Below are 13,100 nucleotides of genomic sequence, written 5' to 3' on the forward strand. Positions count from 1 at the left end.
CTGCTCGGAAGGAGGATGCCGGTGGAACCACATGACGAGGTGCGCCAGGATGCGGCACTGCTCCGTGACGAGCTGCACCGGGAAATGATGTCGCTGCGCGAGCGCATGCCCGATGTGAACGGCAGCATCGCCTGCAGCGTGGACGGCCTGACGATAGCGAGCGACCTGAAGGGCGAGGTCGAGCAGACCGGCGCACTCTCCTCCGCGGTGCTGGCCCTCAGCCGCCGGATGACGAGCATGGCCGGCAAGGGCGCCTTCGAGGAGACGCTCATCTCCGGCACCAACGGCTACGCGGCCTTCTACGCCGCCGGTCCGAAGATCGTCCTCACAGTGCTCGCCCGCCCCGGGACCAACCTCGGGCTGCTGCGACTGGAGGGCCGTAAGACGGCGGCGAACCTGGCCGCCATCACGTCCCGCACATCGACAACCCCGTGATCGGAGACAGGTATGGGCAACATGGACATCTCTCTCAAGGAGATGATGGCGATCGACGGCGCCCTCGGCGCGGTCGTCGTGGACTACAACAGCGGCATGGCGCTGGGCGCCCTCGGCGGCTCCAAGGACCTCGATCTCCAGGTCGCCGCGGCCGGCAACACCGAGGTCGTCAAGGCCAAGTTGCGGACGATGGAGTCGCTGGGCCTCAAGGACGGCATCGAGGACATCCTCATCACGCTCGGCAGCCAGTACCACGTGATCCGTCCGATCACCGGCAGGGGCGGCAAGGGGCTCTTCCTCTACCTGGCACTCGACCGGACCCGGGCCAACCTGGCGCTCGCGCGGCACAGCCTGCGCGGCATCGAGGAGAAGCTCGAAATCTGATCCTCCGGTACGGCTTGCGCCCCGGGAGGCGCAAGCCGTACCGGAGCTCAACGCTCGGCGGCGGTGAGCTCGTCGATCGCGCCGACGATCTCGGGCCAGAGCGGGCACGGCAGGTCGTGGCCCATCCCGGGAAAGGTGATCAGCCTGGCGCCGGGGATCGCCTCGGCCGTGGCGATGCCGCCGGACAGCGGCACGAGCTGGTCGGCCTCTCCGTGCAGCACGAGGGTGGGCACCGTGAGTTCCTTCAGCAACGGCGTGCGGTCGCCGGAGGCGATGATCCCGGCGAGCTGCCGGCCCGTCCCGGCCGGATCGTAGGACCGGTCGTAGCTCAGCCCGGCGACCTGGGCGATCCGCTCGCGATCCAGCGGGAATCCCGGCGAGCCGATGACCTCCCAGGCCGCCACCGACTGCCGGATCGCGCTCTCCCGGTCGCGCGCGGCCGGCGACATGAGCACCGCCATCGCGGCCTCGGTGGGCGGGGCGGCCTGCGGGCCGGGGGTGGACATGATGGAGGTGAGAGTACGCACCCGGCGCGGGTGTCGGATCGCCAGTGTCTGGGCGATCATTCCTCCCAGCGAGGCGCCCACCACGTGGGCGGACTCCCAGCCGAGCGCGTCGAGCAGGCCGGCGGTGTCGTCGGCCATGTCGTCCAGCAGGTAGGGGACCTGCCCGTCCCCGCCGAAGGCGGGCACCGGGACGCCGTTCAGGTGGGTGGACTCGCCGGCGTCCCGGTTGTCGAACCGGACCACGTGGTGCCCGCGGTCGGCGAGCAGTTCACAGAGCTCGTCGTCCCAGTGGATGAGCTGGGCGCCGAGACCCATGATGAGCAGAAGCGGGCGGTGCTCGGGCGAGCCGAAGGTCTCGTAGGCGATCTCGATGCCGTTCGCGGGAGCGCGCAGGATCATGGCGCTCCCACCGCGCCGGTCATGGCGGATACCGTTCCGGTCATGGCAAACAGAATGACATTCGGTATAAACGAGAGCAAGAGCGGACGCCCTGGGCGGGCGTCCGCTCTCGCTTGTCACCAGAAGGCGGAAGGGGGATGCACGGGAGTCCCTCCAGGGGAAGGGGAGAGGGGGGAGGGACTCTCGTGGAGGAGGCGCCGGGGCTTTCGGCCCTTGCGGCGGCCCGCCCGACTACGCGATGACGATTACTTGTCGACGACCGTCGGCGGGGTGGCCGGGTTGTGGTCGATGCGGCCCCACGCGCCCGCGGAGAAGGGCACCGGGTAGTTCTTCTTGCCCGGGCCGTTGCCCCACTTGGTGATGACGTAGTCGACCTTGATGTGACCCATGCCGCCGTTGCCGTCCACGCCCAGGGTGTCGGCGTTGAACGTGCCGCCGGTCAGGTCGGCGAAGGACTTGGCGTCCAGGTCGATCATGACGCCGCTACTGGAGGGCACGCCGGGACCGCGGTCGCCGACGAAGAACTTGGCCTTCTTGCCCTTGTAGACCACGTAGCCCTCGGTCATCAGGGGCCAGCTCGGGCTGGCGATCATGCCCTTCTGCATCGGCTTGCCGCTCGCGGGCAGGCCGGTGTCACCGGCGCGGCCGGAGGAGTCGTCCCAGAAATAGGAGGCCTTGGTCGAACCCTTCAGGAGGGCGACCTCGGAGCCGGAGGTGGAACCGGACTCGGAGCCGGGGGCGGGGGCGGAGACGTCTGCGGAGGCGGGGAGCGCCGAGACGACGCCCGCGGAGGCGAAGACGCTCGCACCCAGGAGGGTGGCGGCGAGGAAACGGTTCTGGCGCAGGCCAAGGGAGAAACGCATGGGAAGAAAAGACTCTTTCGCGAGGGAACGGGAGGCCGCGCACGCCGACAGGGGGGCGCGGGCGGGATAGGCGCTCACAGGGTCAAGGTGCGTAGCCGGGAAGACCGGGCGCTACGCGGAGCGCTGTGGGTGCGCCGCGTTCGGACGCGGCGAGGAAGCCTTAGTTGACCGGTGTGAACGAGGTCGACACCGACAGGAAGTGGGCGAAACGCCCCATTAGTGATCTCCTCTCCATCTCGTCTACCGGGTTAGCTGACGGATTCGGGCGGTGGAGTTGCCCTACCGCCGCACGCTCGCGGCGGATTCACCCCAAGAAGTGGGTCCCCGGTTCCCGCGACCCTGAGGCCTGCGGGATTCGACGTCGGCCGGCCGCTCCTTCCGTTGAAGGGCAGGTCGCCAACCGATCACAAATAGGACACTACACGCATTCAGTGACAAAGCAAAACAAAACCCATGAAAACCCCAGAAGATCTACCTCGTCTACCAAGAAAGCGCCATTGGCCAAGCCTTGATCATGCCCGGAGAGGCCGTTGACTTCGCTGGAACCATTAGGAAGGTTACCTGGAAGCTTTTCGGTGATCATGCCTTTGACCTGCGTATCCTTACTTCTTAACCGCCGAAGAGGACTGCTCGACGAACGAGCGAGAGATAGCTGTGATCGCGGTGGCGACCAGCGCGCCGGCCCTTCTCCCGACGATGTTCTTTGCCTCCGCATATGCCAATCGATCGATGGAACCCCCGATCAGCCGGGTCTACGCCTGTTTTCCGGAGGATTCGGAGACGCCCGGATACACCCGCGTGCAAAGCCGCGGTCACGACCGGCGATATCCAGCCGCTGGACGGCTGAACGAGATCAATATCGCCAACGCCGGAGGCGGGCACCGCGAGCTCGTCCCTGACGGCCGGCTCTGCGGTGCGGGACGCGCCGAACACCGGGCGTTCGGGTGGACGCCGCGTGACGCTCGCGACCATGGGTGACGTCGGCAGTAGCGTGGGCCTGTGCTGATCGCCCTCGGTTGCGCGGTGCTCCTCGCGATCCTCTACGCGCTGGCGGTGTACGGCACGGCCGGGCCGGCGGCGATCGGAGCGGTCGCCGCCACACTGGCCGTCGCCCTCGTGGTCGTCATGCACGGAGGGAGTCTCCAGAACTCCGCCGGAGCAGGAGGGCTCACGGCGGGCGGCGCAGCGATGGCGTGGGCCATGGGACGTTCCCGCCGCCGCCGCAGGGCCGGCCGTGCGGCGCTCGCCGCCTACCGAGCCGCCGCCGAGGCCGTGCCCCGGCTGGCCGCCACCGCCGAACGCGACCGTCTCGCCGCCGAACTCCACGATGTGGCCGCCCACCGGCTCACCGGAATCGTGGTCGCCTCGGCCGCCGCCCTCCGTCTCGGCGACCCGAGCCTCACCGCCGAGGCCGTCACCCACGCCGCCGACGCGGGCCGCCAGGCCGTGGCCGAACTCGACCGCCTCTGCGCCCTCGATCGCCGCGGCCGTGCCCTCGCCCTCGGTGACATCGACACCCTCCTCATCGGCCGTCCCGGCGTGACCTACCACCGCACGATCGTCACCGCGCCGCCCGAACTCGCCGCGGTCGCCTTCCGCGTGGTCCGCGAGGCCCTGACCAACGCGATGCGCTACGCCACCGGCGCCGTCGTCCACGTCCGGGTGGAAGCCGTCCACGACGCCTCGGCGGCACCGGCCGCCACCGGCTCGGTGCTCGCGCCGGCCACCGGCCCGGGGGGCGCACCCGTTATCGCCAGCTCCCCGGCGGCGGGGGGTGCCACCGATCCCGTCACACCGGCTCCTGTCACACCGGCCGCCACCGGCTGGCTGACGGTGACGGTCACCGACAACGGCGGCCCGGCGACCGTCTCCGGCCTGGGCGCGGGCACCGGCCTCGCCGCACTGCGCCATGCCGTCGGCGCCCTCGGCGGCACTCTGCACGCCGGCCCGCACGCCGGCCAGCACATCCACACCGGCCCGCGTGCCGGTCCCTTCCCGCGCTGCGCCCCGCCGTACGGACCCGCGGACGCACCGGAGCCGTCGCGAACTCCCCCGCCCCGTGGCTGGACGGTCCAGGCCCGCCTCCCGCTCACGACCGCCCACGCACCCGTACCCGGCCGTCCCCGCCCGTTTCCTCGGCTCCGCTACGGCGACAACCGGCGGGACGTCCACCGGCCTGGCCGCGCGGCGGGCTGGCGAGGGACGGCGGCGCTGGACTGGGCCCTGGTAGTACTGGCCGTGGCGCTGCCCGCCGGAGCCGGGCTGCTCTACGCGGAGGTGCCGGAGCCGTTCGCGACCCCGGCGTCCGGAGCGCTGCTGTCGGTCCTGCTCGTACTGCACGCCCTGCCGCTGAGGTGGCGTCGCAGGATGCCGTGGCCGAGCCTGGCCGCGGCGCAGTCGTTGCTGCCGGCCTGGTTGTGGTGCGACGCCGCCGGGTGGACCGCGCCGGAGTCGGCTCAGCTGGTGCTGTTGTGCTGGTGGGTGGAGCTGACCCTGGTCTACAGTGTCGGCGCGTACGGCGGGCGCGGCTGGCCGGCCCCGCTCGCGGTGGCGGCCCTGGGCGCCTTTCCCCTGGTCGACGGCTTGACGGGGCCGCCGGTGGCGGTCTGGGCGACGCTCACGGCGGCGTTGGCCGTCCCCACCGTCTCGGCGTGGGCGGCGGGCGTGTTCGTCGGCGGGCGGCGGCGCCGGCTGCGGGACGCGGCGGTGCAGCAACGCGACCGGCTCGACCGGGACGCGGTGGCGGCGGCCCGAGCCGAGCGGGGCCGGATCGCCACCGGGCTGCGCCGTACCGCCAGATCGCGGGCCGAGGCGGTGGTCAGGGCGGCCGACGAGCGGCGCCTCGACATCGTCCTGGCCGAGGCCAGAGCCGGTCTCACCGCGCTGCGCGAACTTCTCGGCGAGCTGCGTGACGATCCCGCCGACGATGCCCTTCCCCCCGTCATCGCCGCGATCGCCGCCCTGGCCGCCAGAAGCCACGCCGTCGTCCGCTACACGGGAACGCGCCGGCCGATGCCCGCCACCGTCGAGGTCGCCGCCTACCGGATCGCCGAGGCCATGTTGTCCGGCGGCGTGAGCAGCGCAAGCGGCGTGAGCCGTATGAACGGTGCAACCGGCGTGACGGTGACCGTGGCCTACCTCCCGGACGGCCTCGCGGTGTCCGGTCCGGCCCAGGTCCGGAAGGTGCGCGCCACGGCCGACGCCGCGGGCGGTACGGTCACCGAGACGGAAGACGGGGTGCGGGTGTGGCTGCCGGAGGTGGGGCCAGCGTGATTCGGGTGACGGTCGCCGACGACCAGGCGGTGGTCCGGGTGGGGATCACCGCGGTGCTCGACGCCGAACCGGACATCACCGTCGTCGGCCAGGCCGCCGACGGCGAGACGGCCGTGGCCCAGGCGGCGTCCCTGCTGCCCGACGTGGCCGTCCTGGACATCAGGATGCCCGGTCTCGACGGGCTCGCGGCCACGGCACGGATCACGGCGGAGGTCCCGGGCGCGAAGGTGGTGGTGCTCACCACCTTCGGCCTGGACGAGTACGTGTTCGCGGCGCTGCGCGCGGGAGCCGCCGGATTCCTGCTGAAGGACGCCGACCCCGAGCGGATCATCGACGCGGTCCGGGTGGTCTCCAGAGGTGACGCGCTGCTCGACCCCGGGGTGACCCGGCGGCTGCTCGACCGCTTCGCCGCCGATCCCGGCCCGGCCGACACCGCCCGCGTCGCGGGTCTCACCCCTCGTGAGACGCAGGTCCTCCTGCACGTCGCCCGGGGTCTGTCCAATGCCGAGATCGCGGCCTCCCTGGAGATCAGCCCGGCCACGGTCAAGGATCACGTCGCGCGGATCCTCGCCCAGCTCGGGGTCCGCGACCGCGTCCAGGCCACGATCGCCGCCTACGAGGCCGGACTGGTCCGTCCCGGGACGCGGTGATCTCGCCTCCCACCGCCGGCGGCATCCGTCCCCGGGAGGGGCGAACCCCGCCGCACGGCGGGGATGGTAACGGTCCTCAGGGAGGGCGATCACCGCGTTTCCCGCTCCTAGCGTGAAATCCATGAAAGGCGAACCCCCTCCCCCGCACCCCCTTCCCTCCGATCCCGTCCCCGACCCTGTCCCCGACCACCGCGCCGCCGTCCCCGACCCCGACCCTGTCCCCGACCACCGCACCGCTGTCCCCGTCTCCTCGGTGCCCCTCCCCGCGGTGCCCCTCCCCTCGGTGTCCGCCACCTCCGAATCCGCCGTCTCCAACTTCGATCCCGCCGCCACCGCCCCCACCGCCGTCTCGAACGTCGCCTCCGTCGAAGCGCGTTCGACCGGCTCTCGCCTCCCGGCTCTCACGCGCCGCCTGGCGGGAGGCGTCCTGCTGCCGGTGGCCGCGGTCGTGGCCGCGGTCTCGGGCGGGGCCGCCTTCTTCGGGGGCGCCGCCGTCACGGCGGTGATCCCGCTTCTCTGCGCGGCGGCACTCGGCGCGACGCTCGTCACCGGCTTCCCGCTGATCCTGCTCGCCCTGGGCCTGCTGGGAATTCGCCGCCGAAGTCCCGTCGCGGCGGGCTTGGCCGGATCGATCGCCCTCGCCGTCGCCGCGACCGCCGCGTTCACCGTGTTCCGGCCGATGCCTCGGATCCCGCTGGCTCCGCCCCCGGTCGGCGTCGCCTTCTGGGACCTGCCCACCGGCTCCAGGATCGCCTATGTCGCGGTCCGGGCGGCCCACCCCCGCGCCACCCCGGTGATCTTCCTGCACGGGGGGCCGGGCACTCCCGGCGAGGGCGTCCCGGACGCGGGCCGCGCCCTGGCCGCCCTCGGTTTCGACGTCTACGCCTACGACCAGGTCGGGGCAGGACGATCGACCCGCCTGGCCGACGTCACCGGGTACACCGTCGCCCGGCAGGTGGCCGACCTCGAAGCCATCCGGCACCTCCTGGGAGCCGACAAGCTCATCCTCGTCGGCCGATCCTGGGGCGGCTCGCTCACCGCCCGCTACCTGGCCGCTCACCCCGAGCACGTGGCCAAGGCGGTCTTCGTCTCCCCCGGGCCGCTCTGGGAGGGCGCCTACCCCGGTCACGACACCGGCGACCCATGGAGCAGGCTCCCGCCCTCGCAGACCCGCCTGCGGGACGAGCTGGCCGGCACCCCGCGGATGATCGTCCACAGCGTGTTGATGAGCGTCGATCCGAACGCCGCCCACGCGCTGGTGCCCGACGACGAGGCCGATCCGTGGTTTCGGCGCGTCATGCTGACCGGCAAGGACGCCACACGGTGCCCGGGCTCCCCGCCGGCCCCCGTCCACGACAACCGCCCCGGTTTCTATGTCAACCAGCTCACCTCGGCCGATGCCGAACGGGCCGCCGATCCCCGTCCCGCGCTGCGCGCCGTCGAGGTTCCGGTGCTGATCCTGCGGGGCGAGTGCGACTATCTGAAGCCCGAGGTGGCCGAGGACTACCGGCGCACCTTGCGGGGCTCCACACTCGTCCGCCTCGCGGGAGCGGGCCACTCCATCACCACCGAGCAGCCCCGCTATCTCCCGCTGCTGCGGGACTTCCTGCTCCGATGATCAGTCCCACCAGAACGACCAGGCGTTCCTGCCCCTGATCTGCTCGGCGTAGTCGGTCAGCGTCCCGGCGCTGTAGATGACGCTGTCGGGGCAGAACGTCCAGTGCTCGGCGGCGACGTGCAGGGCGTGCTCCGGGGTGACCGGGGGCGCGGCGACGCTCAGATCGAGGGTGTTGAAGCCCATGCCCACCACCCGCGCCCCGAACCTGTCCTCCCAGCTGCGCACCACGGCAGCGAGCGGCACCATCCACTCGTTGTGGTTCAGCGCGCCCTGCCAGCCCATGACGGCCAGCGCGTCGGCCCCCCGCTCCGCCGCGACCAGCCCGAGCGGGGTCCTGCGCTCGGCCACCAGCCCGGCGTACCAGTCGGCGACCACGCCGGGATCGGCGGCGAGCTCTCCGGAGGCGGCCGGTCCCGGGCACTGCGGGCCGAACGGGTCCAGCAGTTCGAGCTGGTCGGCCCGGGCCTTCTCGATCCAGTCCGACCACACCTCGGCCATGAACGCGGCGGCGTGGTAGTTGTCGATCTCGGCGGCCGTGTCCGGGGCGACCTGCCCCGCCGACCACGGCTGGACGGAGTCCTCCAGCAGCACCGGCCACAGGCCCGAACGGTGGTGCTCGGCCCGCAGTTCGGCCCACAGCTCGCCGGTGACCGCCACGTCGCTCAGCCAGAACGCCGGACGGTGGTCGGTCGCGAACCGTGCGTAACCGGGATCGGGCCAGACCACGTCTCCGGGCGGCAACGCCGTCGAGAGCGTCCGCCCCTCACCGCCGTCGGCGAACAGCTGACCCAGCACTGGCGGAAGTTGCCCACGCTCGCAATCGCTCATCCCTACCGATCCGATCCTGACCACGGACCAATTTTGGCCTGTCAGGCCTCCCGAGCGACAGTTAGCCCCAGGACCGGGCAAAAATCATCGACATACCGCCAAGTGGGAGCCGTCCGCGATGCCCTCGGCATCGCGCCGCCGTTGTTCACCTTCCTTCACCGCGCTACGTGACCTCGGACATTTCGGAGGCGTCCCCGATTGCTCACGGCTGGAGGCCGCCGACGCGCACACCCGGGGGAAGACGATGCGGTCGACAGAGCCGACTGAGCCGACGACTACGCGGCTCGCGCCGAACTGTCGCGAGCCGCGGAAAGCCTGTGGGCCTGACAGCCGGAGATCGCTAGGAGGCGGCCGAGGCGAGGATTCGCTCCAGGCTGGAGGGATCAGCGATGATCTGCGCCACCTGTTCCTGGCCGAGATCTTTGCCGTTGAGCTTCACGGTGGGTGTGGACGTCACCTGCTGACCCTTGGCGTACTCGGTCGCCTTGTCTATGTTCCCGGCCTTCTGCATGCCCGTCACGCACTTGTCGAACTCGGGGCTGTAGAAGCCGAGATCCCGGGCCCAGTTGAGAAGCTCCTTGTTCTCGAACCCCTCACTGCCCTCGGTCGGCTGGTGAGTGAACAGCGTCTTGGCGTAGGAGGCCCACTTGTCGGCGGGAGCGCAGAACGCCGCGTTCGCCCCGCGACGGGACACCGACGGCACGGGCTCGGCGAATTGAGGCGCTGTGAAGAGCTGGAACGGCCGGAAGATCACCTTCGCCTTGCCGTCGGCCGCCGCCTTTTTCACCGCGTCGCCCGCCTTCTCTTCAAGCCTTTTGCAGGCCGGACATTGGAAGTCCTCGAAGACCTCCAACGTGGGGCCGGTGACGCCCGCCTTCGCCATGAGAATCGATCCGTCCGCCTGGCGAGTGGTGGGAATCGCCGGACCGGTGTACGCGATCCCCTTCTGGCTGCTCTTGTTTGCCTTGTCCTGGACGGTGACCACGACAGCCACCGTCGCCGAGGCCACGACGACAACGCCAAGCACGCTCAGCAGCAGCTTGCGCTGCTTCTCTCGAGCGTTCTCTCTTTTGCGCTCCTCGGCGAGCCGCTCCTTGACGGATCGTTGCCGGACGCTCTTGCTCATTCACTCTCCCGAAGAGGAAACCGCACGCCATGGCTTCGACCTGACGGCGATCAGGACACCTATCCGATTCGGCGATACTCGTCAACCAGGACAAGACCGAACAGCAGGACGGTTATCACGTGCACGGCGGTACACCAAAGACAGATCTTGCCCAGGACCGCCAGCTCCGCGGTGACCAGATAGACGACGAACACCACACCGCCGATCGCGCCGGCGAGCCGTCCCCATCTGGGGAGCGGGTGTTCCGAGCGCCAGGCCCACGGGGCGACCAGCGCCCCGAACCCGATGAAAAACGCCAGCCCCAGCAGTGGAAGCGGGATTCCGAATAACGTGGAGAATTCGCTCGACGTCACCGAAGCGCAATCGACGGTCGCGTTCTCCATGCAGATGAGCGATATCTCATGGCTGTAGTGAGTGACGGTGAGATAGGCCGACACGGCCAATCCCGCGGCGACCAGAACACCCAGAGTGACGAGGAACCATCGTGGACGATGCCGGATCCGCGCCCGTCCGGCTCGCGAGTCGACATCTTCGATCACGGACGGTCCTTTCTTGTCAGCAGCCTCCGCGTAGGGGATTCGCGCACGCCGCCGAATCGTGTCCGGGCCAGGGAAACGGTAGGACATCGCGTATATGCGGAGAATAAACAAGCCGGTGAGGAGCGGTGCCGCCGGTGAACGAGAGGCCTTGACCAGTCAAATGGTCGCCGACGCCGTCATGTCCAGCTGGCGGACCACCACGCCGAGGATCCGTTCCACCGGAATGAACCCCATCGACCGAGAGTCATAGCTGACTTCGGTGTTGTCTCCTAGGAGCACCACCTTGCCCAAAGGCACCCGGCCGTGGGGAACGTCCGCCAGGCGTGGAACCCTGTCACGCGGCACCGGATCACCAGGTGTCGCGGCCACCCGTTTGATCAGCCACTTTCGGCTGGAGACGGGTTCGCCTCCGGAAAGGGGCGGTCGCCGAGAGTCACTCCAGGCGTTGTGGTCGTGAGGATGCTCCACCACGGTGACCTGCCCCACCACGAGCTTTCGGGTGCGCCGCACGAGAACGCGGTCGCCGTCATGGTAGGCCGGTTCCATGCTCCTGCCGTGCACGGTGACCACCACGAGCATGCGCCTCGCCACCAGAGCGGTGAGGACAAAGACGGCGACTAAAGGGATTAATAACCATATAAGAGGCATCATAAATCCGTGAGGGCTATTTCCCGGTCGGTCTGGTATCCGGCGGCTTGGGTGGTGAACAGACGCGCGTACGGCCCGCCGGCCTCCATCAAGGTCGCATGGTCGCCCTGTTCGACGATGCGGCCGTTCGAGAGCACGACGATGAGATCGGCGTCTCGGGTAGCGCCCAGCCGATGGGAGATCAGCAGGCTGGCACGCCCTCTGCGATGCCTGTCCAGCGCGGCGTGGATCTCGTGCTCGGCCCGCGCGTCCAGCCCCGAGGACGGCTCATCAAGGATCATGAAGTCGCGCTGCCCGCGCAGGAAGGCACGGGCCAGCGCGAGCCGCTGCCACTGCCCGCCGGAGAGCACCACTCCTGTTTCGGGGTTCTCCTTGTCGGTCTCCATGAAGAACATCCGCGACAGCAGCGTGTCGTAGCCGTAGGGGAGTTCGGTGAGTTCACGATGTATTCCGGCACGCTCGGCGGCCTCCTGGAGGCGTGCCCTGTCCTCGATCGCGGTGAGGTCTCCCAGGGCGATGTTCTCGGCGGCGGTCATGTCGTAGTCCATGTAGTCCTGGAAAACAGCACCGATCCTGCGGCGCAGCTCCTCGATGTCGAATTCGCGGATGTCCACACCGTCCCAGAAGATCGCGCCACGGGTGGGGTCGTAAAACCGGCACAGCAGTTTCACCAGCGTTGACTTCCCCGCCCCGTTGAGGCCGACGAGCGCGACAGATTGGTCATGGTGGAGTGTCAGGTCGATCCCCCGCAGGATCCATGGGCGGCCCGGCGCGTAGCGGAACCACACGTCTCGCAGTTCGATTCCCCGACGCAGCGACGACATCCGAAGAGGCCGGACGGCCACGGGCAGATCCGGTGCCGCCGTCGTCACCGACATGTAGTGGTCGAACAGCAACGACGCCTGATGGCAGCGGGCGACCTCTCCGGCCAGCGAGGCCAGCCCGGCCTGCACCCCGGCCACCGCGGCGACGAAGACGGCGATGTCCCCTACGGACAGCCAGCCGTCTCGCGCGGAGACAGCCGCCCACACCAGTCCCGCACCCGCCACCGCCGCCGCCAGGAAACCCAGTCCGGCCTGTATGAAGAGGTCCCGGCGGTCGAGGACGCGTTTGGCGGTGTTGGCGGCGCGTCTGCTGGCGAGCATGCGATCTCGTAGGAACCCGCCCAGCCCGAACAGCCGGATCTCCTTCGCCGCCTCCACGGTGGACAGCAGGCTGCCGTAGAACATCTCCTGCCGCTCCGTGGGCCCGAGCTGCCAGAGCATGCCGGCCCGGCGACGGGCGAGCGCCGTCTCCCCGACCAGGATCGGCACCCCGGCCACCAGTACCAGGCCTGACATCCAAGGGTTGAGCAGGAACAGCGATCCCAGGAAGCCGGTGATCATAAAGACAGAGCGCACGACGCCGAAGGCGCCGTCAAGAACCTCGTTGGAATGAGGCACGGTCCCGCCGGGAGCCTGCGCCAGTCGCAGCTGGTCGAGGAAACGCGGGTCTTCGAACCGTGCCAGTCCGGTGAAACGCTCCATCGCCGCGAACAGCCGTTCCTGGATGACCTCACCGGTTCTGCGGCCGAGTTCCGCCTGCAGATACCTGATCAGCTGCGGGAGCACCGCGGCGACCGCCCCGGCGGTGGCCAGCGCCAGCGCGAAGGCCAGCACCGTTCCGAGGGAAGCCCGCCCCATCAGGCTGTCGATGACGAGTTTGGTCAGCCAGGCGCTCAGCACGGGCACGGCCGCGGTGATCAGCGTCAGCCCTGCGTGGACGGCCAGAATCACGGGTGCGGCGCTCACCGTCACCGATGCCGCAAGGGCGATGCGCCTGATCACCGGCG

General features: G+C 70.0%; 13 protein-coding genes and 1 riboswitch. Of the genes, 6 read left to right on the forward strand and 7 right to left on the reverse strand.

From position 1 onward, the window contains the following. Positions 1–21: 21 nt before the first annotated feature. Positions 22–435 (forward strand): roadblock/LC7 domain-containing protein, encoded by a 414-nt coding sequence (locus ACQPYK_RS39355; RefSeq protein ID WP_433243162.1) that lies wholly within the window; start codon positions 22–24, stop codon positions 433–435. Between the two features lie 12 nt (positions 436–447). Beyond that, positions 448–819: a hypothetical protein gene (locus tag ACQPYK_RS39360; protein WP_433243165.1), complete on the forward strand. Its 372-nt coding sequence runs from the start codon at positions 448–450 to the stop codon at positions 817–819. A gap of 47 nt (positions 820–866) precedes the next feature. Here ACQPYK_RS39360 and ACQPYK_RS39365 read toward each other — a convergent pair whose 3' ends face one another. After that, positions 867–1,724, reverse strand: coding sequence for an alpha/beta fold hydrolase (locus tag ACQPYK_RS39365; protein ID WP_433243168.1), 858 nt, complete (start codon positions 1,722–1,724; stop codon positions 867–869). Between the two features lie 245 nt (positions 1,725–1,969). Further along, the gene (locus ACQPYK_RS39370; RefSeq protein WP_433243171.1) at positions 1,970–2,587 is read right to left on the reverse strand and encodes a hypothetical protein; all 618 of its coding nucleotides are present in this window, start codon (positions 2,585–2,587) and stop codon (positions 1,970–1,972) included. Between the two features lie 222 nt (positions 2,588–2,809). After that, positions 2,810–2,958: riboswitch (cyclic di-AMP (ydaO/yuaA leader) on the reverse strand. A gap of 358 nt (positions 2,959–3,316) precedes the next feature. On the opposite strand from ACQPYK_RS39370, the gene ACQPYK_RS39375 reads away from it, so the two are divergent. The 4 genes from ACQPYK_RS39375 to ACQPYK_RS39390 all read left to right on the forward strand — a co-directional run bounded on the left by ACQPYK_RS39375 (position 3,317) and on the right by ACQPYK_RS39390 (position 8,128). Beyond that, positions 3,317–3,565, forward strand: coding sequence for a lytic polysaccharide monooxygenase (locus ACQPYK_RS39375; RefSeq protein ID WP_433243174.1), 249 nt, complete (start codon positions 3,317–3,319; stop codon positions 3,563–3,565). 21 nt (positions 3,566–3,586) lie between these two features. After that, complete coding sequence (locus ACQPYK_RS39380; protein ID WP_433243177.1) at positions 3,587–5,860, forward strand: histidine kinase; 2,274 nt, start codon at positions 3,587–3,589, stop codon at positions 5,858–5,860. Beyond that, on the forward strand, positions 5,857–6,510 hold the full coding sequence (locus ACQPYK_RS39385) for a response regulator (protein WP_433243180.1): 654 nt from the start codon (positions 5,857–5,859) through the stop codon (positions 6,508–6,510). The genes ACQPYK_RS39380 and ACQPYK_RS39385 overlap by 4 nt, the downstream gene beginning before the upstream one ends. Before the next feature lie 121 nt (positions 6,511–6,631). Beyond that, the gene (locus ACQPYK_RS39390; protein ID WP_433243183.1) at positions 6,632–8,128 is read left to right on the forward strand and encodes an alpha/beta fold hydrolase; all 1,497 of its coding nucleotides are present in this window, start codon (positions 6,632–6,634) and stop codon (positions 8,126–8,128) included. Here ACQPYK_RS39390 and ACQPYK_RS39395 read toward each other — a convergent pair whose 3' ends face one another. The 5 genes from ACQPYK_RS39395 to ACQPYK_RS39415 all read right to left on the reverse strand — a co-directional run bounded on the left by ACQPYK_RS39395 (position 8,129) and on the right by ACQPYK_RS39415 (position 13,095). Then, positions 8,129–8,923 carry a DUF4253 domain-containing protein gene (locus tag ACQPYK_RS39395; RefSeq protein ID WP_433243186.1) on the reverse strand — a complete coding sequence of 265 codons (795 nt, stop codon included), beginning with the start codon at positions 8,921–8,923 and terminating at the stop codon, positions 8,129–8,131. It abuts the gene before it with no gap. A gap of 373 nt (positions 8,924–9,296) precedes the next feature. Then, positions 9,297–10,082 (reverse strand): DsbA family protein, encoded by a 786-nt coding sequence (locus tag ACQPYK_RS39400; protein ID WP_433243188.1) that lies wholly within the window; start codon positions 10,080–10,082, stop codon positions 9,297–9,299. A 59-nt stretch (positions 10,083–10,141) separates the two neighbouring features. Then, positions 10,142–10,621 carry a vitamin K epoxide reductase family protein gene (locus tag ACQPYK_RS39405; RefSeq protein ID WP_433243191.1) on the reverse strand — a complete coding sequence of 160 codons (480 nt, stop codon included), beginning with the start codon at positions 10,619–10,621 and terminating at the stop codon, positions 10,142–10,144. Positions 10,622–10,777: 156 nt separating this feature from the next. After that, positions 10,778–11,272, reverse strand: a complete 495-nt coding sequence (locus ACQPYK_RS39410; protein ID WP_433243194.1) for a S26 family signal peptidase — start codon at positions 11,270–11,272, stop codon at positions 10,778–10,780. After that, on the reverse strand, positions 11,269–13,095 hold the full coding sequence (locus tag ACQPYK_RS39415; RefSeq protein WP_433243197.1) for an ABC transporter ATP-binding protein: 1,827 nt from the start codon (positions 13,093–13,095) through the stop codon (positions 11,269–11,271). Before ACQPYK_RS39415 ends, ACQPYK_RS39410 begins: the two co-directional genes overlap by 4 nt. Between the last annotated feature and the right edge of the window lie 5 nt (positions 13,096–13,100).

It is taken from the genome of Streptosporangium sp. CA-135522, from assembly GCF_050949235.1.
Taxonomy (GTDB): Bacteria; Actinomycetota; Actinomycetes; order Streptosporangiales; family Streptosporangiaceae; genus Streptosporangium.

Bases quoted from the DNA above. Each gene is read 5' to 3' on its own strand.
- ACQPYK_RS39375 (WP_433243174.1), top strand. From the start codon at position 3,317: ATGGAACCCCCGATCAGCCGGGTCTACGCCTGTTTTCCGGAGGATTCG.
- ACQPYK_RS39390 (WP_433243183.1), top strand. From the start codon at position 6,632: ATGAAAGGCGAACCCCCTCCCCCGCACCCCCTTCCCTCCGATCCCGTC.
- ACQPYK_RS39410 (WP_433243194.1), bottom strand. From the start codon at position 11,272: ATGATGCCTCTTATATGGTTATTAATCCCTTTAGTCGCCGTCTTTGTC.
- ACQPYK_RS39365 (WP_433243168.1), bottom strand. From the start codon at position 1,724: ATGATCCTGCGCGCTCCCGCGAACGGCATCGAGATCGCCTACGAGACC.
- ACQPYK_RS39360 (WP_433243165.1), top strand. From the start codon at position 448: ATGGGCAACATGGACATCTCTCTCAAGGAGATGATGGCGATCGACGGC.
- ACQPYK_RS39400 (WP_433243188.1), bottom strand. From the start codon at position 10,082: ATGAGCAAGAGCGTCCGGCAACGATCCGTCAAGGAGCGGCTCGCCGAG.
- ACQPYK_RS39370 (WP_433243171.1), bottom strand. From the start codon at position 2,587: ATGCGTTTCTCCCTTGGCCTGCGCCAGAACCGTTTCCTCGCCGCCACC.